Source organism: Agrobacterium larrymoorei, from assembly GCF_013322225.1.
In the GTDB taxonomy this organism is placed as follows: Bacteria; Pseudomonadota; Alphaproteobacteria; order Rhizobiales; family Rhizobiaceae; genus Agrobacterium; species Agrobacterium larrymoorei_A.
Genome location: NZ_JAAMFB010000011.1, coordinates 26,303 through 50,644 on the forward strand (window position 1 = coordinate 26,303; position 24,342 = coordinate 50,644).

Annotated in this window: 23 protein-coding genes and 1 pseudogene; 8 read left to right on the forward strand and 16 right to left on the reverse strand. The window is 56.0% G+C overall.

The genetic code is table 11. The features are described 5' to 3' along the window. The first annotated feature begins 7 nt into the window (after positions 1–7). Positions 8–626, forward strand: a pseudogene (locus G6L28_RS06300) (pyridoxamine 5'-phosphate oxidase family protein). A gap of 89 nt (positions 627–715) precedes the next feature. Here the strand turns inward: G6L28_RS06300 and G6L28_RS06305 are convergent. Continuing rightward, entirely contained in the window at positions 716–1,786 is a 1,071-nt protein-coding gene (locus G6L28_RS06305; RefSeq protein ID WP_174062937.1) for a GGDEF domain-containing protein, read from the reverse strand. Positions 1,787–2,093: 307 nt separating this feature from the next. Further along, positions 2,094–3,485, reverse strand: coding sequence for a class II fumarate hydratase (fumC, locus tag G6L28_RS06310; protein ID WP_174062938.1), 1,392 nt, complete (start codon positions 3,483–3,485; stop codon positions 2,094–2,096). A gap of 453 nt (positions 3,486–3,938) precedes the next feature. On the opposite strand from fumC, the gene G6L28_RS06315 reads away from it, so the two are divergent. The 4 genes from G6L28_RS06315 (at position 3,939) to G6L28_RS06330 (ending at position 8,736) form a co-directional block, all read left to right on the forward strand. Beyond that, complete coding sequence (locus G6L28_RS06315) at positions 3,939–5,777, forward strand: L,D-transpeptidase family protein (RefSeq protein ID WP_174062939.1); 1,839 nt, start codon at positions 3,939–3,941, stop codon at positions 5,775–5,777. A 196-nt stretch (positions 5,778–5,973) separates the two neighbouring features. After that, the gene (locus G6L28_RS06320; RefSeq protein ID WP_174062940.1) at positions 5,974–6,903 is read left to right on the forward strand and encodes a glutaminase; all 930 of its coding nucleotides are present in this window, start codon (positions 5,974–5,976) and stop codon (positions 6,901–6,903) included. A 69-nt stretch (positions 6,904–6,972) separates the two neighbouring features. Then, the gene (ttcA, locus tag G6L28_RS06325; protein ID WP_174062941.1) at positions 6,973–7,851 is read left to right on the forward strand and encodes a tRNA 2-thiocytidine(32) synthetase TtcA; all 879 of its coding nucleotides are present in this window, start codon (positions 6,973–6,975) and stop codon (positions 7,849–7,851) included. A 60-nt stretch (positions 7,852–7,911) separates the two neighbouring features. Next, positions 7,912–8,736 (forward strand): inositol monophosphatase family protein, encoded by an 825-nt coding sequence (locus tag G6L28_RS06330; RefSeq protein ID WP_174062942.1) that lies wholly within the window; start codon positions 7,912–7,914, stop codon positions 8,734–8,736. Between the two features lie 69 nt (positions 8,737–8,805). On the opposite strand, the gene G6L28_RS06335 is transcribed toward G6L28_RS06330, so the two are convergent. Together G6L28_RS06335 and grxD are read right to left on the reverse strand one after the other, a co-directional pair. Further along, positions 8,806–10,014 carry a multidrug effflux MFS transporter gene (locus G6L28_RS06335; protein ID WP_174063086.1) on the reverse strand — a complete coding sequence of 403 codons (1,209 nt, stop codon included), beginning with the start codon at positions 10,012–10,014 and terminating at the stop codon, positions 8,806–8,808. A gap of 135 nt (positions 10,015–10,149) precedes the next feature. Continuing rightward, complete coding sequence (gene grxD / locus G6L28_RS06340) at positions 10,150–10,485, reverse strand: Grx4 family monothiol glutaredoxin (protein WP_174062943.1); 336 nt, start codon at positions 10,483–10,485, stop codon at positions 10,150–10,152. A 186-nt stretch (positions 10,486–10,671) separates the two neighbouring features. Between grxD and G6L28_RS06345 the strand changes: the two genes are divergently transcribed. Beyond that, on the forward strand, positions 10,672–11,382 hold the full coding sequence (locus tag G6L28_RS06345) for a polysaccharide deacetylase family protein (protein WP_174062944.1): 711 nt from the start codon (positions 10,672–10,674) through the stop codon (positions 11,380–11,382). Positions 11,383–11,384: 2 nt separating this feature from the next. Here G6L28_RS06345 and G6L28_RS06350 read toward each other — a convergent pair whose 3' ends face one another. Then, positions 11,385–11,648 (reverse strand): hypothetical protein, encoded by a 264-nt coding sequence (locus tag G6L28_RS06350; RefSeq protein WP_174062945.1) that lies wholly within the window; start codon positions 11,646–11,648, stop codon positions 11,385–11,387. 140 nt (positions 11,649–11,788) lie between these two features. On the opposite strand from G6L28_RS06350, the gene G6L28_RS06355 reads away from it, so the two are divergent. Continuing rightward, complete coding sequence (locus G6L28_RS06355; protein WP_174062946.1) at positions 11,789–12,943, forward strand: alpha/beta fold hydrolase; 1,155 nt, start codon at positions 11,789–11,791, stop codon at positions 12,941–12,943. Between the two features lie 181 nt (positions 12,944–13,124). Here G6L28_RS06355 and G6L28_RS06360 read toward each other — a convergent pair whose 3' ends face one another. The 3 genes from G6L28_RS06360 to G6L28_RS06370 form a co-directional block, all read right to left on the reverse strand. Then, entirely contained in the window at positions 13,125–13,358 is a 234-nt protein-coding gene (locus tag G6L28_RS06360; protein WP_003516012.1) for a BolA family protein, read from the reverse strand. 19 nt (positions 13,359–13,377) lie between these two features. Further along, a complete protein-coding gene (gene purL, locus G6L28_RS06365; RefSeq protein WP_174062947.1) occupies positions 13,378–15,609 on the reverse strand; it encodes a phosphoribosylformylglycinamidine synthase subunit PurL in 2,232 nt (743 codons plus the stop codon). Between the two features lie 115 nt (positions 15,610–15,724). Further along, positions 15,725–17,140 (reverse strand): PLP-dependent aminotransferase family protein, encoded by a 1,416-nt coding sequence (locus G6L28_RS06370; protein ID WP_174062948.1) that lies wholly within the window; start codon positions 17,138–17,140, stop codon positions 15,725–15,727. A 95-nt stretch (positions 17,141–17,235) separates the two neighbouring features. Between G6L28_RS06370 and G6L28_RS06375 the strand changes: the two genes are divergently transcribed. Continuing rightward, on the forward strand, positions 17,236–17,541 hold the full coding sequence (locus tag G6L28_RS06375; RefSeq protein ID WP_174062949.1) for a DUF1127 domain-containing protein: 306 nt from the start codon (positions 17,236–17,238) through the stop codon (positions 17,539–17,541). A gap of 89 nt (positions 17,542–17,630) precedes the next feature. Here the strand turns inward: G6L28_RS06375 and G6L28_RS06380 are convergent, their stop codons facing one another. The 8 genes from G6L28_RS06380 to G6L28_RS06415 form a co-directional block, all read right to left on the reverse strand. After that, positions 17,631–18,038, reverse strand: coding sequence for a hypothetical protein (locus G6L28_RS06380; RefSeq protein ID WP_174062950.1), 408 nt, complete (start codon positions 18,036–18,038; stop codon positions 17,631–17,633). Positions 18,039–18,097: 59 nt separating this feature from the next. Continuing rightward, complete coding sequence (purQ, locus tag G6L28_RS06385; RefSeq protein WP_174062951.1) at positions 18,098–18,769, reverse strand: phosphoribosylformylglycinamidine synthase subunit PurQ; 672 nt, start codon at positions 18,767–18,769, stop codon at positions 18,098–18,100. Between the two features lie 19 nt (positions 18,770–18,788). Next, entirely contained in the window at positions 18,789–19,031 is a 243-nt protein-coding gene (gene purS, locus G6L28_RS06390; RefSeq protein ID WP_174062952.1) for a phosphoribosylformylglycinamidine synthase subunit PurS, read from the reverse strand. Between the two features lie 17 nt (positions 19,032–19,048). After that, positions 19,049–19,813 carry a phosphoribosylaminoimidazolesuccinocarboxamide synthase gene (purC, locus tag G6L28_RS06395; protein WP_174062953.1) on the reverse strand — a complete coding sequence of 255 codons (765 nt, stop codon included), beginning with the start codon at positions 19,811–19,813 and terminating at the stop codon, positions 19,049–19,051. Between the two features lie 365 nt (positions 19,814–20,178). Further along, positions 20,179–20,751: an RBBP9/YdeN family alpha/beta hydrolase gene (locus G6L28_RS06400; protein WP_174062954.1), complete on the reverse strand. Its 573-nt coding sequence runs from the start codon at positions 20,749–20,751 to the stop codon at positions 20,179–20,181. A 178-nt stretch (positions 20,752–20,929) separates the two neighbouring features. Next, on the reverse strand, positions 20,930–22,237 hold the full coding sequence (gene purB, locus G6L28_RS06405; protein ID WP_174062955.1) for an adenylosuccinate lyase: 1,308 nt from the start codon (positions 22,235–22,237) through the stop codon (positions 20,930–20,932). A gap of 114 nt (positions 22,238–22,351) precedes the next feature. Beyond that, positions 22,352–23,029, reverse strand: coding sequence for a ribulose-phosphate 3-epimerase (rpe, locus tag G6L28_RS06410; protein WP_174062956.1), 678 nt, complete (start codon positions 23,027–23,029; stop codon positions 22,352–22,354). Between the two features lie 184 nt (positions 23,030–23,213). After that, a complete protein-coding gene (locus G6L28_RS06415) occupies positions 23,214–24,287 on the reverse strand; it encodes an ABC transporter substrate-binding protein (RefSeq protein ID WP_174062957.1) in 1,074 nt (357 codons plus the stop codon). Positions 24,288–24,342 lie beyond the last annotated feature (55 nt).

Sequence of the window (24,342 nt, forward strand, 5' to 3'; positions counted from 1 at the left end):
GAAAAGGATGACGATCATTCGGTCGGTAGAGGAGTTGCGCGGAATTTACGATGGTGCCTCGGAGGCGTCGCTCGTCAAAGTCACTTCGGCGCTGACGCCGGAATATCGGCTGATGATCGAAGCCTCCCCATTTCTGGCTCTGGCAACGGTCGGCCCAGAGGGAATGGACTGTTCTCCACGTGGTGACAAGGGCGGTGTGGTGCGCGTTAAGGACGAGAAAACCGTGCTATTACCAGACTGGCGAGGCAACAATCGCGTCGACTCGTTGATAAACATTGTGCGCGATCCGCGCGTTGCGCTGATGTTTCTCGTTCCCGGCTCCAATACGACGATGCGCATCAACGGATCGGCTGTCGTATCTGTCGACCCCGATCTGCTTGCAAATTTCGAGATGGACGGCAAGCACCCGCGCACGGTGACTGTCGTAACGATTGATGAAGTCTACTTCCAGTGCGCCCGCGCTCTGATCCGCTCTGATCCGCTCTGAACTCTGGAACCCTGAAAATTTCATTGAATCGCAGTCACTTCCCACGCCAGGAAGTCTTCTGAAAGCGGCCAAGGCCGATTTCGACCGGGAAACCTATGATCGTGAATGGCCGGAGCGCGCTGCTAAAACCATGTGGTGACACGGCAATTGAAATAAAGCGCTGCATATCGATGCAGCGCCAGCCGGGTCAAGCGTCCTTCATGCGGTCCACATCACAAAGGCAGCGCTCTACTTTTTGTAAATCAGCCAGCTCTTGCCGGTGTAGTTCTTGTGCATACTCTCTTCAAAGAAAACGGTACGGTTACGACCGGTTTCTTTCGCATGGTAAAGCGCAGCATCTGCGTGAGCATAAAGTTCGCCGGGATTTCCTGCCTGAGATGCCATTGCGCAACCGATGGAAATCGTAACCTGGCCGTAGTCGGTGCCCGATTTAGAATTGCGGAAAGGTGTCTTCTCTAGCGAGAGGCGAATGCGTTCACATATCGCCCTGATCTCTTCCTGATTATTACCTTCCAGCAAAATAGCGAATTCTTCGCCGCCGCTCCTTGCTACAAAGACATCCTTGCGCACCGCGCTTCGAATGACCGAAGCCACTGAGGCGAGAATCTTGTCGCCCACAGGATGACCGTAGGTGTCGTTTATACGTTTGAAATTATCGACATCCAGCAAGACCAGCGCAGATAGATGCAGGCCGATACTTGTATCGTAGACCGATGCCAATTTGTCATCGAAGGCGCGGCGATTTGAAAGGCGCGTCAGAGAGTCCGTGTGGGCTATTCGCTTGTACTCGTCAAGTTCAAGGCGTACCTGCTGCATTTCCTCGGCGTGGCGATCGAAGTTTTTCGAAGTATCTTCACCCTCCGAAATCTTGTGGCCTGTCGCATCCGACAAAAGGCTGATCGCTGTCTTCAGAATGGTCGCGCTACTGATATTCTTGTCGATGATACGCTCACGCGTCTCATCCAGAATACGATTATAATTTTCAAGGCTGGATTGTTCGTGCCGCAACAAGAGCAGCAACGCTTCAAGTTCGGAATGAAGCTTCTCCTGCACGCTTTCTATCAGCTTGGAGTGATTGTAATCGAAATATCTGGCGCCGATCTCGTCCAGCTCTTCCTGATTTGCCTTATTACCAAGCGCGGCCAGATCCTTGGTCAGAGCAGGATTTGAACCGATGAAGGCTTCATAGAATAGGTTATAGTTGCGAGGAATGGGCGCGACACCCATGTTGCGCATCGCAAACAATATTTGCCCGGAGATGTCAGGTATCGGCGCTCTCGGCGTGGAACCTGTACTCATCAAGCGCCTCCAATAATATCGGGCTGTACTTCGGAATGATAATCTAACCCGATCGCGTTTCAAAATTTTAGGCGAAAAGCCATAAAACCTAACGCGTTGATCAGGTGCCTATCTTCTGCGTTCTTCGTCTGTCCTGCAGCCCCGTTTTCGAAACATATACGAAGAATGAGATAAGCCTATAACATTTTGCGGGTAAGTTTATCTAGTTATATTACTGTTTTATAAACAGCTTTTGAGCAGCAGGTGCATTCTAAAAAACCGGCGACGCGGGCGTCGCCGGTTTAAAGATAAAAGCGGACGCGCTAGATCACTTGGGGCCGATCATGTTCTCGGGGCGAACATACTGATCGAACTCTTCATTGGTGAGATAGCCGCCGCCAACGGTTTCTTCGCGAAGGGTGGTGCCGTTCTTGTGAGCGGTCTTGGCAATCTTCGCGCAGGCGTCATATCCGAGCTTGCTGTTCAGCGCGGTCACCAGCATCAGGGAGTTTTCGACGCCCTTTTTGATGTTGTCTTCACGTGCTTCGATACCAACGACACAGTTATCGGTGAACGAAACCGCCGCATCGCCCAGAAGTTGGACGGACTGCAGGAAATTGTAAGCCATCATCGGATTGTAGACGTTCAGTTCGAAGTGACCCTGCGAACCGGCAAAGGTGATCGCGGCCTGATTGCCGAAGATGTGGGCGCAAACCTGCGTCAAGGCTTCGGACTGGGTCGGGTTGACCTTGCCCGGCATGATGGAAGAACCGGGTTCGTTTTCCGGCAGTGCCAGTTCGCCGAGACCGGCGCGGGGACCGGAGCCCAGGAAGCGAATGTCGTTGGCAATCTTGAAGAGCGCGGCAGCAGCAGAATTGATGGCGCCGTGTGCGAAGACCATGGAGTCATGTGCGGCCAATGCTTCGAACTTGTTCGGTGCTGTGACGAATGGCAACCCGGTAATCTTTGCGATCTCGTCCGCTACCTGCTCGGCAAAGCCGACCGGTGCATTGAGGCCGGTGCCGACGGCGGTGCCGCCCTGTGCCAGTTCGCAAAGGCCAGGAAGTGTGAGTTCGATGCGCTTGATGGCGGAGGCAACCTGCGCGGCATAGCCGGAGAATTCCTGGCCGAGTGTCAGCGGCGTTGCGTCCTGCGTGTGCGTGCGACCGATCTTGATAATGTGGGCGAAGCCCGTTGCCTTGGCGTCCAGCGCTGCGTGCAGATGCTTGAGGCTCGGCAGCAGGTGGTGAACGATCTGCTCCGCACATGCAATATGCATTGCGGTCGGGTAGGTGTCGTTGGACGACTGGCTCATATTAACGTGGTCGTTCGGGTGAACGGGCTTCTTCGAGCCCATAACGCCGCCCAACATCTCGATGGCGCGGTTTGAAATCACCTCGTTCGCATTCATGTTTGACTGGGTGCCGGAACCGGTCTGCCAGACGACCAGCGGGAAGTGGTCATCCAGCTTGCCATCGATGACTTCTTGCGCGGCCTTTATAATTGTTTCGCCGATCTGCGCATCCAGACCGCTGAGCGCCATGTTGGTGCGAGCGGCAGCCTGTTTGACGATGCCGAGCGAGCGCACGACGGAAGCGGGCTGCTTTTCCCAACCGATTTTGAAGTTTCCGAGCGAACGCTGTGCTTGCGCGCCCCAATAGCGGTCGCTAGCGACTTCGATCGGGCCAAAAGTATCGGTTTCCGTGCGTGTGGCTGTCATCAGTCCTGCCTCTTGTGTGTGGTCCTCCGGCAAGACGGCCTCTCCGCACGTCCTGCGCGCGCAGACATATAGAGCCATAGGCGTTTCATGGAAAGCCTGTCATGAATGCACTCGTCATATTTTGGGGTAGATTCGAAAGTCCAGCGGCGTGACTTTTCGGTAACTGGTGCATCGATGTTGTTGAAGCCCTGTGCACTAAGAAAACTTGTTAGGGCAATCCTAGGAAATTAAAGAGAAATTTAACTATTCCTACCGGACTCTGTGGCCACGAATGCGTTTTTTAACGTGTTGGCATACGTGCGTTGGCACGAGACTGCGCTTCGTGCGTTTTCTTCCAAACGTCGGGCCAATCAGGTAGACAAGCTTGTACTTTCACGCGCCACGATGAAGATGGCGCAGGACGCGATGAGGACTAAATTGCAAATCACTTCTGGAAAAATATCGGCGGCATTCATGGTGGCTCTCGGTCTTTCCGTCTCGGTAAGCGCTCCAACCACCGCCAATGCCATTACGCTGATGGACCTGCTGCGTGGCGGACCCGGCAAGGTGGAACGTGAGCGTCAGGACCGTGGTTTGCCAGGCGTTTCTACCCAGAAGGAACTAAAGGCTGCGGGCGATGCCGATCCTGAGCCGCTGCCGAAGGTGTCCGGTCCTCGCTACTATACTTACAAGGCGGATGCTGCGCGTGCCGTCGATACGTCGAAATTCGGTTCTGCTTTTGCCTCCGCAAAGCTCTCAGCCACGCCGGACGTCGCTAAGGCTCTTGAGGCTTATTATGGAGCCGGTGGGAAGGCAATCTGGGTCGATAACGGCGATATCAGCGCACGTGCCAGCGCTGTGCTCGCATTCTTCGAAACGGTTGGCGACAGCGGCTTGAACCCTGCCGATTACAGTATCTCTGCGCCATCGCAGGACGTTACAGCAAGCATTACGGAGCAATCGCAGGCGCAGGTGCAGACTGTTGCGGTGACGCAGGAAACTGTGACTGGCTCGCCAGCCATGATGCAGTTCGAACTAGCGCTTTCTGCCAAGGTTCTGGCCTATGTTCAGGACACGCTTCGCGGTCGCGTCGATCCCAACAAGCTGTCCGGCTACCATGATTTCAAGCGCAAGACGGTCAATCTGGCTCCAGTCTTGAAGCTTGCCTCCATGAGCCCGGACGTTACCGCCTATCTTCGTTCGCGTGAGCCTTCCAATGAAGAGTACCAGGCTCTTAAGGCGGAGCTTTCCACGCTTCGCAACGAGGACAAGGATCTACAGAACCACATCGCCGTTTCCGCCGATCTGATTTTAAAGCCAGGCGAAAATAACGCCGAGATGGCAAGAGTGGTAAAGGCTATCGAGCACCGCGCTTCGCCAGCCTTCAAGACTAGCCATGCGGCGACGCTGTCCGGCTACCAGGAAACATCTGACTACTCGCCAGAACTGGTGGACCTCGTAAAGGCGTTCCAGAGCGAAAACGGCTTGAAGCCGGATGGCGTGATTGGTCGCGCTACCGTGCGTGCCATGACCGGTGACAGCAACGAAGCCAAGATTGCCAAGCTGGAAGTGGCCATGGAGCAGGTTCGCTGGCTTCCAGCCGATCTTGGTCAACGTTTCGTCTTCATAAACCAGCCCGCGTTCATGGCTTACTATCATGAGCAGGGTATCGAGCAATTTGGCATGAAGGTCGTTATCGGCTCCAAGGCGAACCAGACATACTTCTTCCAGGATGAAATCCAGACGGTAGAGTTCAACCCGTATTGGGGCGTTCCGCAGTCCATTATCGTCAACGAAATGCTGCCGAAGCTGCGCAACGATCCACATTATCTGGATCGCCTCGGCTATGAAGTATCGGTCAATGGCCGCCCGGTTTCGTCATCCAACGTCAACTGGTACGGCTCGACCAATGCCATTTCCGTGCGCCAGCCACCGAGCAGTGACAATGCGCTGGGAGATTTGAAAATTCTCTTCCCGAATGCGCATGCCATCTACATGCACGACACGCCTGCGAAGAGCTTCTTCAATAAGGATATGCGTGCGCTCAGCCATGGCTGTATCCGTCTGGTAGATCCACGCCGGATGGCCGCCGCTGTTCTCGGCACGAGCGAGGATAGCGTGAACAAGCAGATTGCGTCCGGCCAGAACCGCGCCGTGCAGGTGCCGGTCAAGATTCCCGTCTACGTGTCGTATTTCACGGCGTGGCCGGACAAGGATGGCAAGGTCCAGTATTTTGACGACGTTTACGATCGCGACAGCTACGTGATGAAGGCCTTCGATGTGACGACGAAGGCACGCTCGTCGTCTATTTGATACGTGCTTGATTTGAGTGGGCTTGAAGGCCTCTGCTTGTCATCCTCGGGCTTGACCCGAGGATCTAACTAATCACAACATAAACCGTGGTCAGATCCTCGGGTCAAGCCCGAGGATGACGTCGAGTTTGAGGCAAACTTCTTCGCCTCTAGCTTACGGTCTTCGTCATATCACTTCTTCATCGTCGGGCAGGGGCATGAAAGACATTCAGGCAGTCTTGAATTCCATCCATGAACGCATGCAGATGCGTCTCGGTGAAGGAAAAGTCGCAGACTATATTCCCGAACTTGCCAAGATAGACCCCCGCCACTTCGGCATTGCCGTCACGACCGTCGATGGTGAAACCTTCGTTGCTGGCGATGCTGCCGTACCCTTTTCAATCCAGAGCATTTCCAAAGTCTTCATGTTGACCCTTGCGCTTGGCAAGGCGGGCGAATCGGTGTGGAAGCGGGTAGGGCGCGAGCCATCGGGGTCCGCTTTCAACTCCATCGTCCAGCTGGAGCATGAGCACGGTATTCCGCGAAATCCATTCGTCAACGCAGGCGCCATCGTTGTGACCGACATGGTACTGGCGGGCCACCAGCCGCGTGAGGCTATCGGTGAGCTTCTGCGTTTCGTTCGTTACCTTGCAGATGATGAAACGATTTCCATCGACAACACTGTGGCCAAATCCGAACACGCAACCGGTTTCCGTAACTTTGCGCTGGCCAATTTCATGCGCAGCTTCGGCAATCTCCATCATCCTGTCGAATACACGCTCGGCGTCTACTTTCACCAATGCGCATTATCGATGAGCTGCGTACAGCTTGCCCGCGCGGGTTTGTTTCTGGCCAATCGGGGGCGCAATCCTCTAACGGGTCACAATGTCGTTTCGGACAAACGTGCCAAACGTATCAATGCGCTTATGCTCACCTGTGGCCATTATGACGGGTCGGGCGATTTCGCCTACCATGTCGGCCTGCCGGGGAAGAGCGGCGTGGGTGGCGGCATTATGGCGGTTGCCCCAGGCAAGGCTTCCATCGCCGTCTGGTCACCCGGTTTGAACAAGGTTGGCAATTCCGCACTGGGGTCGGATGCATTGGAAATGCTGGCGAACGAGATGGGCTGGTCTGTATTCGGGGCTTGATCTTGGCGGCATATGCGGGCATTCCCTTTGCCGGAACGCTCTCGCCGTTGGAGAGCAAGCGAGATTACCATGAACATGTCCGCTAATATCGATGACTTGCAGGAAACAGTTGAGGTCGAAGAGGCTGGTGGCTCGCATCCGCTTTTTGCCGATGCGCCACGCTCGGTTTCCTTCAACAAGCTGCGCAAGCGCCTGTTGAGAAATGTGCGGCAGGCCTTCGATGATTTCGACATGCTGAAAGGCCAGAAACGCTGGCTTGTTGGGCTTTCAGGCGGCAAGGATAGCTACGGGCTACTGGCGCTTTTGCTCGATCTCAAATGGCGCGGCCTGCTTCCGGTGGAAATCGTCGCCTGTAATCTGGATCAGGGACAGCCCAATTTCCCCAAGCATATCTTACCGGAATATCTGACGAAGATCGGCATCGAGCACCGCATCGAATATCGCGATACCTATTCCATCGTGAAGGAAAAGGTGCCTGCGGGCGGTACATACTGTTCGCTCTGTTCGCGCCTGCGACGCGGCAATCTCTACCGCATTGCCCGCGAGGAAGGCTGCGATGCGCTGCTCTTGGGACATCATCGCGAAGATATTCTCGAAACATTCTTCATGAATTTCTTCCATGGCGGGCGTCTCGCAGGCATGCCTGCAAAGCTGCTGAACGACGAGGGGAATTTGATGGTACTACGCCCGCTCGCCTACTGCGCGGAAGAGGACATGGCGAAATTTGCGACAGCGATGCAGTTTCCGATCATTCCTTGCGATCTGTGCGGTTCTCAGGATGGTTTGCAGCGCAACGCGATGAAGGACATGCTCGCAGATATCGAACGACGCATGCCTGGCCGTAAGGATGTGATGCTGCGAGCACTTTCACATGTAAACCCTTCGCATCTTCTCGACACGAAGCTGTTCGACTTTTCGGGGCTCGGTGTCACCGATCCGTCATCCTGACGGCGCCGACAGGCGGGCAACCCTGCCTGTCATGCTTTGAACGTAAAACAAGGAAAAGCCATGTCCGTTGAACTCGATATCGCTTCATTGGCCAATGCTTTGCAAGAAGCTGCGGCAGTAGAAATTCTCCCTCGATTTCGCAATCTCGGAGACGGTGATATCCGGGTGAAGACCGAGGCAATCGACCTTGTGACTGAAGCTGACGAGGCGGCGGAACGTCTGATCCGCGCGCGCGTGGCGGAATTCATGCCTGACGCCCTGTTCATTGGCGAGGAAGCGGTAGCTGCAGACCCCGCTCTTCTGGATAAGCTCGGTGGTGCGGAGCTTGCCGTTGTGGTCGATCCTATCGACGGCACTTTTAACTTTGCGTCGGGTCTTCCCTTGTTCGGTGTGATGCTGAGTGTCGTCTCAAAGGGTGAGACGGTTGCAGGCCTCATCTTCGATCCGATGGGTAATGACTGGGTGATCGCAGAAAAAGGGTCCGGTACATGGATGTGCAGCGCCGATGGCTCGCAGACGCAGATGCATGTTACGCCAGCGCCTGAACTTTCGCAGATGATCGGTATTGCCAACACAGGCTATTTCGAGGGGGACGCCCGTAGGCGCCTGCTGAATAATCTGGCCGACGTTCGCCTGTTTACGAGTTATCGCTGCGCGGCGCATGAATACCGTATCTTCTGCGGCGGGCATATGCACTTCCTGATGTATAACAAGCTGATGCCTTGGGATCACCTCGCAGGCACGCTTATTTCACAGGAGGCCGGTGCCTATGCGGCGCGTTTCGACGGTTCGCATTACTTGCCGCATCACGTTAGCGGTGGTCTGCTGCTTGCGCCGGACAAGGAGACATGGACGCTGCTCCGTGAACAGATTTTTACTGTCTGAAAACACACCATGAGATAAGCAAAAAGGCGCGGATGGGCATCCGCGCCTTTTTTATTAAGTTGGTTTCGATCAGTGAGTTGGTTTGTTGTGGGCTTGGAAAAGCTGACCTTTTTCACCGATCAAAACGAACACGAGCCCGAATACGGATACGATAAAGAAACCAGCGACCATGGGCAGGGCGGTTCCATCGAATGCCTGTCCGATTGCGGCACCGATCAGCGATCCGCCAACCGTTCCTAAAAACCCAATCACTGACGAAGCCGTGCCTGCGACGTGGCCGAGTGGCTCCATGGCTAATGAATTGAAATTCGAGCCGATGAGACCGAACTGGAACATGGACAGCGCAAAAAGCACGAGGAACAGCGCGAATGGCATGGGCTGTGGTCCAAAGATCTGAATCAGTAGCCAGACGAATGTGATGGCTATGAAGCCAAGCAGTGAGCCATGCGACAGCTTTCGCATGCCGAAACGGCCAACGAGCTTCGAATTCAGGAAAGAGGACAAGGCCATGAAAAGCGCCACTGCCGCAAAAGCTGCAGCAAACCACGCACCGAGACCATAGATACCCTTGTAGACTTGCTCGGCGGAGTTGATGAAGCCGAACAGCGCGCCGAAAATGATGGTGCTGGCGATGGTGTAGCACAGCGCAACACGGTTCGTCAGAACGATCTTGAAGCCGCCGATCACCGATGAAACGGTGAGTGGGCGAATGTCTTCTGCATGCAACGTTTCGGGCATTCGGATATACATCCAGACGGAAACGATGGCCGCGATCGCCGCCATGAAGCCGAAGATCAGGTGCCAGTCACCGAAGAAAAGGACGATCTGACCAGTCCCCGGCGCGATCACTGGAACGACCATGAAGACCATCATGATCAGTGACATGACTTCCGCCATCTGACGGCCGCCATAGATATCGCGAACGATGGAGATGGTAATGACACGCGTTGCAGCAGAGCCGATGCCCTGAATAAATCGCAGAACCAGAAGTCCGGCGAAAGACGGTATGAACACCACGGCGATGGAAGAGATGATGTAGATCGCAAGGCCAAACAGCATAGGCTTGCGACGGCCAAAGCGGTCCGCGATGGGTCCGTAAAAAAGCTGCGCTACGCCGAAGCCGAGAAGATAAGCCGAGATGACATACTGACGATGATTTTCATTATCGACACCGAGCGAAGCCCCGATCTCCTGTAGGCCAGGCAGCATGATGTCGATGGCGAGCGCATTGAGCGCCATCAGCGCTGCGGCCAGACATATGAATTCCGTGCGCCCCATGGTGATGGAGCGGGAAGTGGATTGTGAGGGATTTTTCAAAGATGTTGTCCCGAAAGAACGGCAAAGGCGTTGCTTGGGGCAACGCCTGGCAGAGATTTTTGACGTTCAGGATGGGCCGGTTCGAACCGGCCGAAATCAGGCCGCGCCGCGGACGCTGATACCCTGTTCTTGGAAGTGGCTTTGCAGTTCGCCGGACTGGAACATCTCTCGCACGATGTCACAGCCACCAACGAATTCGCCCTTGATGTAGAGCTGTGGAATGGTGGGCCAGTTGGAGTAATCCTTGATGCCCTGACGAATATCGGCATCCGAAAGCACGTTCACACCCTTGTACTCAACGCCAAGGTAATCGAGAATCTGAACGACCTGACCGGAAAATCCGCACTGCGGAAACTGCGGGGTGCCCTTCAGGAAAAGAACGATGTCGTTGTTCTTCACTTCGTTGTCGATCATTTCGTGGATGCCGCTCATGGCCGAATTCCTTTCACATGCGGTTCAAGGCCGCTGCTTCGTTCGCTCTTAAATAACACGGAATGCCATTATTTCCAGTCGTAAAGCCGAAAAAAGGCAGAGTGTTTGAAATGAAAACCGCTGCCATTCTTTCGCTTGGAAGCTGTATTTCGTTGATCGCCTACTTAATCGATTCCGAGGCAGGCTTTGCGCAGATATCTGATAGCGGCAGGTACTTTACTTTTTGCTTTCGCGGCGCTGTTCGGGATTTTTCAGCTCAGCAAGGCGCGCAGCTACCAGATTTTCGGCAAGATCCTTCCCCGCGTGGAAACAGCCCAGCCGGTGGTAGCGCTGACGCTCGATGACGGGCCGACGCTTCGCTACACCCGGGATGTGCTGAACATTCTGGATGATCGCGACGTCAAGGCGACCTTCTTCCTGACCGGCAGGGAAATCGAAGAAACCCCAGCTTTGGCAGCCGATATCGTGCGCCGCGGCCATCAGATCGGCAACCACTCCTATTCCCATTCGGACATGGCTCTGATGAGCACGGATAAAATCCGCGACGAAATCGAACGCACGGATCGGGCCATACGAAATGCTGACTATCAGGGTGAAATCTATTTCCGCCCGCCCTACGGCAAGAAGCTGGTGACGCTGCCGTGGTATCTCTCACGAACCGAACGCACCAGCATTACCTGGGATGTGGAGCCCGAATCCTACGCCGATATTGCCGAGGATGCGGACGCGATGGAAAAACATGTCATCGAGAATGCGCGCCACGGCTCGATCATTCTGCTGCACGTCATGTATCGAAGCCGGGAGGCATCCCGCCAAGCTTTGCCCAAGGTCATCGATGGCCTGAAAGCGCGGGGCTTCCAGTTTGTTACCGTGACGGACTTACTCTCCAGACGGTAGGTTTACCGAGAACGCTGCTTACTTCTCCCAGCGGCGGTACGGCGCTTGCTGACCTGCTTTTTTGCGGGCGCTCGTTTGGTCTTCCGGGCGGGCTTTCCGCCGAGGGCAGCCTCCAGAATGCTTCCGACGATGCCGCCACCGAGAGAGGTGCCAGCTTTCGCTTTTCCGCGCGTTCTTCTCGTCTTGCGAACGCCGGTTTTGGATAGGATTTCCGACATGGCGCCTTTGACCACGTTACCGATGATATCTTCGACTATTTTGGACAAGCAAACCTCGCAATAACGAACCGGCATATCGCCTGATTATGATGTAAAATCATAATTAAGCCACGGTCTTTACTATACGGGCGTAACCCACTGTATCAAGCGATCCTTTCGGGGCTTTCTCGAACCTGAGGCTCGCTATCATGGCGTCTGTCAACTCACGTCTTGTCTTTTATTTCCCCGGTTTCGACCCGTTAGACGCAAAGGCGCATCAGCAGCGTTACAGCCGAAGTGCAGCGCAATCCGGCAAGACCTTCGGGGTCGATTACACGGTAAGCGACGTCGAGCAGACGGAAGCGGGAAGCCGCATTGACGTGACCTCGGCGGTGGGGCCGGAACGCACAACATCCACGATTTACATCCACGATCACAACGCCATCATTTCGCAATTGCGCGCAATCCCCGTATGGAAACAGATCGCACTCGGCTTCAGGGCCGGGGCAGGGATCATCGCGGAAGGTGCGGCAACACAATATTTTCGCCATGCGTGGCGCTTCGGGCTGTTTTTATTGTTCCCATATCTGTTCATTCTTTGCGGGCTTCTTTTCTCGTGCCTCATCGCCAGCCTGCCACTTATGTTCGGCATCTCGCCGCTACTCTGTCTTCTCAGCATCCCTGCGGGATATGCGTTTTTCGTCTTCTGCGTCATGCGCTTCTCCCAACGTTTCCACACGCTGCACCTGTTCGCAGACTGGCGCTTTGCCTTGATCGTCGGACGCGACGAGCCGATGGCGCGGGAATGGATCGATGATCGCGCGGACAAGGTATTGCTCGCGCTGCACACACCTTGCGACGAAGTGCTCTTCGTGTCGCACAGCATGGGCGCAAGCCTGGCGCTCGCCGTCGCCGCACGCGTACTCGAACTGAAGCCGAACGCCTTCGACGGACGCAACGTCTCCTTCGTCACGCTTGGCGGTGCCGCCTTGCAATGTGCCTTCGTTTCCAGCGCAATGCGTCTGCGAAAAAGCATCGGCATTCTTGCTGGTCACCACGCGGTGAACTGGTTCGATATCCAATGCATCTCGGACCCTATCCACCTCTACAAGTGCAATACGGCGGTGCTGACAGGCCATGCCGATGCCGCTCAGCCAAGGTTGGTGCGGATCAAGTTCAAGCACTCCCTTTCGGACGAGCGTTACAGGAAGAACAAACTGAATTTCCTGCGCATGCACCGTCAATATGTGCTGGGCTCTGACCGCAAGTCCGGCTTCGACTTTACGCTGCTGACGGCGGGGCCGCTGCCTTCGGCGTCTTTTGCGGAGTTGCGGTCGGATGTAGCGCCGCAGATGTTCCGGTAGAGCAACTGGTTCTCAAAAGCTGTTCTAGCCGAACCTAACCCTCCAGCGTCATCCTTGCCTCAAGGGCGAGGATGACGGCAGTGGTTGGGAGAAAACGGAGCAAGTACTTCCGTTCCCAAAAACAAATGGCCTGCGTGATGTCATCACACATGCCATTTTCATTTCAAGTCGTAAGGCAGGGTTATTCCGGTGCAGACGTCTGTAGCGCAAGCGCGTGCAGGACGCCGCCCATATTGCCCTTCAGCGCGTCGTAGACCATCTGGTGCTGCTGGACGCGGGTCTTGCCCTTGAAGGCATCCGCTACGACTTCAGCTGCATAGTGGTCACCGTCGCCGGCGAGATCACGGATGGTTACCTTCGCTCCGGGAATTCCGGCTTTAATCATGTCTTCTATGTCGCCGGGCTTCATGGGCATGGTGTCTACTCCTCAATTATTATTCTGCAGCGACGAGCGTTTCGCCGTCCATGAACTGAGGGAACCATGATTCATGGGCGTTGCGCAATTCTTTAATCTCGACCGCGCGAGCCTTACCCAGCTTAACGGCGGAGCCGCCGGTTTTGCCGATGGCAACAAGCGAAACGCCTGCTGAAGCTGCCTGCGCCTTGACGGCTTCGAGGTCGGATTGCTTCACCGTTAAAACGTAGCGGCCCTGGTCTTCACCGTAGAAAGCAACAATTGGGTTGCCTGAAACGTCATCCACGGTCGCACCGATATCGGATGCTATTGCCATTTCGGCAACGGCAAGCGCCAGACCGCCGGAGGAGCAGTCGTGAACTGCGCTCGTCAGACCTTCGGTGATGATGGAACGGACGAAGTCGCCAGTCTTCTTTTCGTTTTCCAGATCGACATGCGGGGCAGGGCCATCGATACGGCCATGGATATCACGCATGTAGACGGACTGTGCGATGTGCGTGCCGAGGCCTTCCGGTGCGCCAGCGACGAGAATGACTTCTTCTGCAGCGGCGAAGCGAATGCGGGCCATTTTGCCCCAATCCTTCAGTAAACCAACGCCGCCGATGGTTGGTGTCGGCAGAATTGCCTGACCGTTGGTCTCGTTATAGAGCGAGACGTTGCCCGAGACGATAGGGAATTCGAGAACGCGGCAGGCTTCGCCGATGCCCTTGATGGCATGCACGAGCTGGCTCATGATCTCCGGCTTTTCAGGGTTGCCGAAGTTCAGGTTATCGGTTGCCGCCAGCGGCAGAGCGCCAGTTGCGGTAATGTTGCGCCAGCATTCGGCCACGGCCTGCTTGCCGCCTTCGAACGGATCGGCTTCGACATAGCGCGGGGTCACGTCAGACGAGAAGGCAAGAGCCTTTGTCTCGTGACCTTCAACGCGCACGACACCAGCGTCACCGCCCGGCAGTTGAAGCGAGTTGCCCTGAATGAGCGTGTCGTACTGCTCGTAAACCCAGCGGCGCGAGGAGTTGTTGGCCGAGCCCATGAGCTTTACCAGCGCGTCGGCAACATCTGCCTCCGGCACGTCATTTTCGGCAAGCGGGGCGGAAACCTTGGGCTGCGTCCATGGGCGATCATATTCCGGAGCCTGATCGCCCAGCTCCTTGATCGGCAGGTTGGCGACTTCTTCGCCATTATGCAGAACGCGGAAGCGCAGATCGTCCGTGGTCTTGCCGACGATTGCGAAATCCAGACCCCATTTGACGAAGATCGCCTTGGCAACTTCTTCCTTGGAGGGTTCCAGAACCATGAGCATACGCTCCTGGCTTTCGGACAGCATCATTTCGTAAGCCGTCATACGCTCTTCGCGCACCGGAACCTGATCGAGGTTGAGTTCGATGCCGAGATCGCCCTTCGCGCCCATTTCAACGGCGGAGCAGGTGAGGCCAGCGGCACCCATATCCTGAATGGCGATGACGGCGCCCGTCTTCATCAGTTCGAGGCAGGCTTCCAGCAGGCACTTTTCGGTGAAGGGGTCGCCGACCTGAACGGTGGGGCGCTTCTCTTCGATGGATTCATCGAATTCCGCAGAGGCCATGGTTGCGCCGCCGACGCCGTCACGACCCGTCTTTGCACCGAGATAGACGACCGGCAGGCCGACGCCTTTGGCTTCGGACAGGAAGATCGCGTCGGACTTGGCAAGGCCAGCGGCAAACGCGTTGACGAGGATGTTGCCGTTATAACGCTGATCGAACTCGACTTCGCCACCGACAGTCGGGACGCCGAAGGAGTTTCCGTAACCGCCGACACCGGCGACGACACCAGCCACGAGGTGGCGGGTCTTCGGATGATCAGGCGCACCGAAACGCAGTGCGTTCATGGCCGCAATCGGGCGCGCGCCCATGGTGAAGACGTCACGTAAGATTCCGCCAACGCCGGTTGCCGCGCCCTGATAAGGCTCGATGTAGGAAGGGTGGTTGTGGCTTTCCATTTTGAAGACCACGACATCGCCATCGTCGATATCAACCACACCGGCATTTTCGCCCGGCCCCTGAATGACGCGCGGACCCGTAGTCGGCAGGGTCTTCAGCCATTTCTTGGAGGATTTGTAAGAGCAGTGCTCGTTCCACATCGCGGAGAAGATACCAAGCTCGGTAAAGCTCGGCTCGCGTCCGATCAGGTCGAGGATACGCTGGTATTCATCGGGCTTTAGCCCGTGGGATGCAACGAGTTCCGGGGTGATCTGAATATGATTTGGAAGTGTCATAGGTCTCACGGGGTTCGAGCCGGTACGGGAGTTTTCGGTTCTTTACCCTAAGACACGCCTTCGTGCGACAGGAAAATGCCTTATCGAAGCGGCAAATCCACTGGTTGCGGTGTGGCTACTCAAGGCTGTCGTAACCCGCCGTGCCATTGTCCAACAGGCGTCGCAATATATTGAGTCCCTGTTGCAACTCCGCGTGCGTTCTAGGTAGAGAAAAACTCACGCGAACCCGGTGGAAAATTCTGTCGGTGCGGGCCGGTTTAAATTCGTCCTCGTCATCGATGAAGACTTTTTCCTTCATGGCGGCGCTGCGGAATGTACCGGAAAGCCATGGCTCAGGCAGCTTCACCCAGGCAAAAGCGATTTCCGGTGCGGAGTTGAAGTCCAAGCCATCAAAGGTCGCCTGAACGATCGCCTCCCGGGCGCGGATTTCGGCAATGCAATCCTTATGGATATCATAGGCATCGCCGCTGTTTACGAGCCGGGCCGAAAGCTCTGCCATCAGAAACGGCACGCCGCCCGTCAGCATTTTGTGGGCAACGCGGACCCGCGCGACAAAGTGGGGAGGGCAGGCGACCCATCCGCCCCGCAGGCCAGCGCCGACCGATTTTGATAGTCCACCAACCAGAAACGTCTGGTCCGGCGCAAGTTCGACAATCAATGGAATGCCATCGTTGCGCATCGCGCCATAAAGATTGTCTTCCACGATCCAGACATTGTAACGGCGGGCGATGTCTGCGATTGCCTTGCGCCGTTCCAGTGGTAGCGTCGCGCAAGTCGGGTTTTGCGCGGAGGACATGAGGAATATCAGTTTCGGATGCTGCTGGGCGCAGACGCGCTCGAAATCATCCGGCACGATACCATGCTCATCGATCTCGACCAGCGATATCCGCCGCCCGGTCAGGACCGCAGCGCGACTGACCTGCGAATAGGTCACGGGTTCGAAGACGATGCGGTCTCCCGGCGCAGTCATGGCCGAGATGACGCTCAACACTGCGGCATGGGCTCCAAGTGTCGCCACCACGCCCTCCGGCTTGGGTGACCAGTCGCCGTGGGATAGCCATTTCACGCCTGCGTCGGTCCAGCTTGTTGGAAAGCCGCGCGTGTAATCGGTGATCTCGTTCGGGTGTTCCTGCATGATGTCGCTGATGTGGCTGTTAATGATACTTTGCTGGCCGATGTTTGGAGCGGCGGTGCCATTGAGCATGATGTGGCCCGCATCAGCTTCGATCCCGACCCGAGTTCCGCCGAAAGGGCCGTCAACATCTTTCGGTTTGGGGGTAAGCGTTCGCCTTTCGTTGACGTAAGTGCCGCGCCCGACTTCACCGCTGACCAGCCCACGCTCATGAATGAGTGAGTAGGCGCGGCTGATGGTGCCGATTGTCACCCCGAGATCGAAAGCGAGATTTCTTTGCGGCGGCAGCTTCGTGCCAGCCGCTAGAGTGCCGCTGGCAATTGCGTTTTCGATGTGTTCGGCAAGGCGCAGGTAGATTGGGCCGCTGCCTTTCGTCAAGTCTGGAAGCCAATTTGTCATGGTGACAATTTATGCATTGTATCAGTATTCGAGTCAAATGTATTTATTGTTTCGGCGGAAGGCAGGTAGCCTCTGAAGAATAATACAGGTGCGATATGCGCAAGCTGAACGAATATTTAGTGACAATCGATACAATTCATCCGGACAACGATGAGCGCGACCATGTATTTCGCGATTCATGTGATATGCTGGATGCGAGGCCGTTTCCTCGACTGCCAGCGCGTACGATGCCGGGCAAAATCTTCTGTGCCATTTCCGTATGGTGTAGCAAGCGCCAAAGCAGATTGTCCTTGCGCGATCTTTCGCCTGAGCAATTGCGTGATATCGGCATCTCGCGTGGGCAGACCGATGAGGAGCTGGATAAGTCCCGCCTCTTATCGAGGCTGACGAGATCGCTTTGATCCCGGATTGGTAATGCCGACTTAAGTATTGCCAATCGAAGCTCGCTGCGCCCGTCCCAACCGGCTCAGCGAGTTTTTCTTTGTCGTGGTCAGCAGCCTTTGCCGCCGTTTGCCCAACGTTTGACATCGGCGGCGATGCGCGTGGCGTTCGCCTCGTTCATCATTGGCCCGAAGGCATCTAGCTTTGCCGGATTGCCTTCCGCGTGAACGACAAGCATCGGGCGCGATTCCGGGCTGTTGCGCGGCACGACCAGAATACGAGGTCGACCGGAGAAGGAATTCAGCTCTGGCGCAAGGCGGTAGGCCTTGAAGGCCGGATCACCCGACTTGAACCAGCAGGCATTGGCGCCGAGTGCGATGCGCTCCATGACCGGCAACGCGGCCTGCGAGGCCGCGCTGGCCGCAGGCTTTTTCTCAGACTGGCAAGCGGCGAGAGAGAGTGCGACGAGGCCGAGGCCTGCGATAGTGAGAACATTGCGGAGGGGCAGGCGGTTCATCGCTTCAATCCACTGGTACGAGATACAACAAAGCCGGTTTAACCCGGCTTTGTTAATATTTACGCTGCAATGACGCCGAGAGCGGAGGCGAATATGCCGCGTCCATCCTTGCCGCCATGCGCGGCTTCGATAAGGTTTTCCGGATGCGGCATCATGCCGAGAACGTTGCCCTTGGCATTGATTACGCCAGCGATATCGTTCAGGGAGCCGTTCGGATTGGTGCCTTCCGCATACCGGAAAACGACCTGACCGTTATCTTCCAGTGCCTTCAGCTCTTCCGCTTCTACGAAGTAGTTGCCATCGTGGTGAGCGACAGGCGAGCGGATGATCTGGCCCTTATCATAAGTGCGAGTGAATTCGGTGTCGTTGTTGACGACCTCGAGCTTCACTTCGCGGCAGACGAATTTGAGCGAGGAATTGCGCATCAGCGCACCCGGCAGAAGACCTAACTCAACGAGGATCTGAAAGCCGTTGCAGACGCCCAGAACCTTGACGCCCTGTTCCGCCTTTTCGCGGATGGCCTGCATCACCGGCATACGCGCGGCAATCGCGCCGCAGCGTAGGTAATCGCCATAGGAGAAGCCACCCGGTATGACGATCAGATCCACATCGGGGATTTGCGTTTCCGTCTGCCAGATGGTGACAGGGGCCTCGCCTGAAATCTTCGTCAAAGCCGCGATCATGTCACGGTCGCGATTGAGGCCAGGAAGCTGGACGACTGCGGATTTCATGGGCGCATGGCTCCCGATTTTAGAGGATGGCGATGGAGTAGTTTTCGATAACCGTGTTGGCGAGCAGCTTTTCGCACATCGCCTTCAGGTCTGCTTCTGCCTTCGACGTGTCGGAGGCGTTCAGTTCAAGATCGAAAACCTTGCCCTGACGAACCTGGCCGACGCCATCGAAACCGAGGCTGCCGAGCGCGCCTTCGATTGCTTTACCCTGCGGATCGAGAACGCCGTTTTTAAGCGTAACAGTCACCCGTGCCTTGATCACCTGAAGCTCCCCTGATGTCACTTGACGAGAACCGGACCCGTGCCACGGATCGGTTCGTTTTCATTGATGATGCCGAGACGCCGTGCGACTTCCGAATAGGCTTCGACAAGCCCACCCATATCGCGGCGAAAACGGTCCTTGTCCATCTTTTCCTGCGTTTCGATATCCCACAGACGGCAGCTATCCGGCGAAATCTCGTCGGCGAGAATGATGCGCATCATATCACCTTCGTAGAGACGTCCGCACTCGATCTTGAAATCGACCAGTTGGATGCCGACGCCAAGGAAAAGACCGGAGAGGAAGTCGTTCACACGAATGGCAAGCGCCATGATGTCATCCAGCTCGGCAGGGTTGGCCCAGCCAAAAGCGGTGATGTGCTCTTCGGAAACCATAGGGTCTTCCAGCGCATCCGACTTGTAATAGAATTCGATGATCGAACGCGGCAGAACCACACCTTCGTCGATTCCGAGGCGCTTGGACAAGGAGCCGGCCGCGACATTGCGCACGACGACCTCGAGCGGGATCATCTCCACTTCCTTGATCAACTGCTCGCGCATGTTCAGGCGGCGGATGAAGTGGGTGGGAATGCCGATCTTGTTCAGATGCGTGAAGACATATTCCGAAATGCGGTTGTTCAGAACGCCCTTGCCATCGATGACTTCATGCTTCTTTTTGTTGAAGGCAGTGGCATCGTCCTTGAAGAACTGGATGAGAGTTCCCGGCTCCGGACCCTCGTACAGGATCTTGGCCTTGCCTTCGTAAATACGGCGGCGACGATTCATAATGACAAATCTCTTAGTTGACGCCGATGCTGGCGGCGCTGGTTTAGTTTATTGAAGCGGTCCCATAACGGAAAAGACGGACTTTCACAATGCGGCTGGGCCTGCTTCGCAGCAATTCTCTTTGCCGTTGTTTTTCGCAAGAACCGGTTGGCAATACAGCCAGCGTGCTTCAATCGCTTTGTCCCGCATAGCAGTTCATGCTTGGAGACATGGAAATGGCGATAAAGTAAAACGGGGGTAGAAATATGTTCTTGCAAAAGGACCACTTCAGCCTTTCCTGACTAGATGGCGAGTCGTTTTTATACTCTATTTCCAGCCCATCCCGTTTACCACCTGTTATCGCCATTCTACCGAACGCTACACAGCTAATTCTTGAATTCCGGCGGCGGCTTCAGGCGGCTGAGAAACTGAGCGAACACCATCGTGCCCTCAGGCCATGGTCCATGACCGGACTCGCTGTTGATGTGTCCCGACATGCCGGCGTCTATCAACAATGAGCCCCAGGCAGCGGCAATATCGTCCGCATGCTCATAAGAGCCAAACGAGTCGTTCCGGCTTGCGATGGTTATCGTCGGGAAAGGAAGAGGATCGCGCGGGTAGGGGCCGAACGTCATAAGGTGCTTAGGGCGAATATCCGGGTTCGCCACGTCCGGCGGCGCAACCAGCATTGCGCCCGCTACCTTGTGGCCGATCTGCGGCAACGCATGGATAACCGTTGGTACGCCCAGCGAATGGGCAACCAGAACGACGGGCTTGGTGCATGCGTTGACCTCTTCGACCAACTTCGCAACCCAGTCTTCCTTCACCGGCTTCGACCACTCCGCCTGCTCCACCCGGCGCGCAGTGGACAGTTTTTGCTGCCACCGGCTTTGCCAGTGGTCGGGACCGGAATTGGTGTATCCAGGAACGATGAGGATATCTGCTTCTGATGCTTTCATGCCGTTTATCTTGGTGTGATGGTTGGTGGAATCAAGGTGCGTGACGTATTCCTCTACGTCATCCTAGGGCTTGACCCGAGGATCTGCTGCCGGTGCATCATATTGGCGGCGAACGAGAGAATGCCTTTGCGGTCGGTGGATCCTCGGGACAAGCCCGAGGATGACGGCATCAAATATTTCAAACCTGCCCAAACACCCGCTTGAAAATCGTATCAACGTGCTTGGTGTGATAGCCAAGGTCGAACTTTTCGCGAATGGTCTCTTCCGGAAGCGCAGCGCGCACTTCTTCGTCAGCGAGCAGCTCCTCAAGGAAATCCTTGCCTTCTTCCCACACTTTCATCGCATTACGCTGGACGAGACGGTAGGAATCCTCGCGGGATACACCGGCCTGCGTCAGAGCCAGAAGAACGCGCTGCGAGTGGACCAGTCCGCGAAACTTGTTCATGTTCTTCAACATGTTGTCCGGGTAGATGACCAGCTTTTCGATGACACCAGCCAGACGGTTCAGTGCGAAGTCCAGCGTTACCGTGGTGTCCGGGCCGATGGCGCGTTCGACGGACGAGTGGCTAATGTCGCGCTCGTGCCAGAGCGCTACGTTTTCCATGGCCGGAACGACCGACATACGTACCAGACGCGCAAGGCCAGTGAGGTTTTCCGTCAAAACCGGGTTGCGCTTGTGCGGCATGGCCGACGAGCCCTTCTGACCCGGAGAGAAGAACTCTTCGGCTTCGAGAACTTCCGTGCGCTGCATGTGGCGGATTTCGATGGCGACGTTTTCGATGGACGAGGCAATGACGCCGAGCGTTGCGAAGAACATCGCGTGCCGGTCACGCGGGATGACCTGCGTGGAGACGGGCTCTGGTGCGAGGCCGAGGGCCTTGCAGACGTGTTCTTCGACCGACGGATCGATATTGGCGAAAGTGCCGACTGCACCGGAAATGGCACCCGTGGCGATTTCCGCGCGGGCAGCGACGAGGCGGGCGCGGTTGCGGTCCATCTCAGCATAGAAGCGCGCAAATGTCAGGCCCATTGTCGTCGGCTCGGCATGGATGCCGTGGCTGCGACCGATGCGAACTGTGTTCTTGTGTTCAAAGGCGCGGGTCTTCAGCGCATTGAGAACGCGGTCCATATCGGCAATCAGAAGGTCTGCGGCGCGAACCAATTGTATGTTCAGCGTGGTATCGAGGACGTCCGACGAGGTCATGCCCTGGTGGATGAAGCGCGAGTCCGGGCCGACGAATTCTGCCAGATGCGTGAGGAAGGCGATGACGTCATGCTTGGTGACGGCTTCGATCTCGTCGATGCGCGCAACATCGAATTCAGCCGCGCCGCCCTTTTCCCATATGGTCTTTGCTGCTTCCTTTGGAATGACGCCGATTTCCGCAAGAGCATCGCAGGCATGAGCCTCGATTTCGAACCAGATGCGGAACTTGGTTTCCGGCGACCAGATAGCGACCATTTCCGGGCGGGAATAACGAGGGATCATGGCAAAGGCCTTCTTGATGGAGAAATTTTCTGCCCGTTTAGCAAAGTGTTTCGGCAATCTCAACGCATTCGGCGCGAGAGAGTGAATCGGTTAAACGAGTTCTTACGGTTGTTTTCAGGTCCGTCCGCTTTCCGCAGCCGTTCTGACGGCGTTGACCATCTTTCGATAGTCCTCAGTTCCGTCTCCCTTGAAAATGGCAGATCCTGCGACGAGCACGTTGGCGCCAGCGGCTATGGCGCTGCCAGCGGTCTCGACGGTAATGCCGCCATCAACCTCGAGTTCGATTGGCCTGTCACCGATAAGAGACTTTGCTGCGCGAATTTTATCCAGCATGGCGGGAATGAATTTCTGTCCACCGAATCCTGGGTTTACGCTCATGATAAGGATGAGGTCGATATCGTTCAGGATATTTTCCAGAACAGATAGCGGGGTCGCCGGATTGAGCGTGACGCCGACTTTTTTGCCCAACGAACGGATCGTCTGGAGCGAGCGATGAAGATGCGGTCCGGCCTCAGCGTGAACGGTAATGCCGTCACAGCCCGCCTTTGCAAAGGCTTCGAGATAAGGGTCGGCTGGCGCTATCATCAGGTGGCAATCAAAGAATGCCTGGCTGTGCGGGCGTAGCGCCTTGATGACGTCTGGTCCGAAAGAGATGTTAGGGACGAAATGTCCGTCCATCACGTCCAGATGAATCCAGTCTGCACCGGCAGCTGTAACATCGGCCACTTCCTGACCGAGCTTCGCGAAGTTTGCGGCAAGAATGGAAGGGGCGATTCGAACAGGAAGAGACATCGATAAAAGCTCCTTGAAGAAAAGGTATATAATGGCTGTCAGAAGACCGAATACCGCGCATCAGCCACCTTCGGGAAACGCCGACGATAATGCCGAATTCGGAAGACGGCCCGTCGTGAATCTCTCGTTGCGCGCCTTTACCACCGAAGTCGGAAATCAACAATCGCCACGCCTGCGATTGGCCTCAACGTTCGGCACGGTCCACAGGCGTGAAAGCCGTTCCGTTCCAGCGCTGCAAGATATAAGGGTTTGGTAGGAGCGTTTGCTGGTCATTGAAAGTGACCTTACCCATAACCGTTTCGAAAGTAGAGCCGATCATAACAGTCGGCGCTGGCTTTTCCTGAGATTGAACCAGCTCCAAAACCTTCGCCGAAATCTGCGTTGCAGCAAAGGCAGGCAATACGTAGGCTTCCGGCTCGATATTGCTCGCCCGCAGCTCGCTCACAGCTTCTGCCGCGGCAGGAAGGGCCGCGTAGTCGGGCGTCGTGATGGCCAGAACGCCTTGCTGGAGAGCAACAGGGGAATCTGCTGCCTTCATCGTATCGCCGGACATGATCGTGAGCGCGATCTTTTCCTGCGCGGCGTCGCGCGCTATGATCGAAACATCGTTTCGTTCTGCTGCGATGAAGACATTCGTGATGCCGGTCCGGCCCAGACGGCGAACGAGCGCAACCTGCTGTTCCTGCGCGGGCCTAACTGTGTCGTTGAAGGTTGGCTTCAGGCCCGCTTCTTCAAGCTTCAAGCGGATGCGGTCGACAAGTTCGCGGCTGTAGATTGTGCCGTCATCCACCAATCCGAACGACATGCCTTTCCAGTCTCGCAAAATAATGTCCGCTATCGCGTCGGACTCATCGCTGTCGGACGGAGCTAATCGAAATAGTGGCCACTGGCGCTTCAACGCGTCTTCCATCAGGATCGGGGCACGGCTGGACAGCGTAATCGCCGGGACCGCCGCATTTTTTAAAGTCGGAAGAGCGCCGCTGAGTGTTTCAGTGCAGAGAAAACCGATGACGACGCTGACTTTCGCGGCAACAAGACCATCCGCAATCGCACCACCGCTGCCTTCTTCGCAACTTTCCTGAATTTCGATAACATCAAGACCGGCTTTGGCCGCCGCAGCCTTTGCACCAGCACGAACCTGCGCGCCCAGCACCTCGAAGGGTCCGCTTTGAGGTGCGACGACGCCTATCGTTGCTGCACTCGCTGCGCCAGCCATGGCAAGGGTTGCTGCGGTGGTGAGCAAGCGAAATAAATGCATCGGGTGGCTGTCGTCCTCTTCCTGTTACTCGATGTTTATCGATACCAGCCGGTTT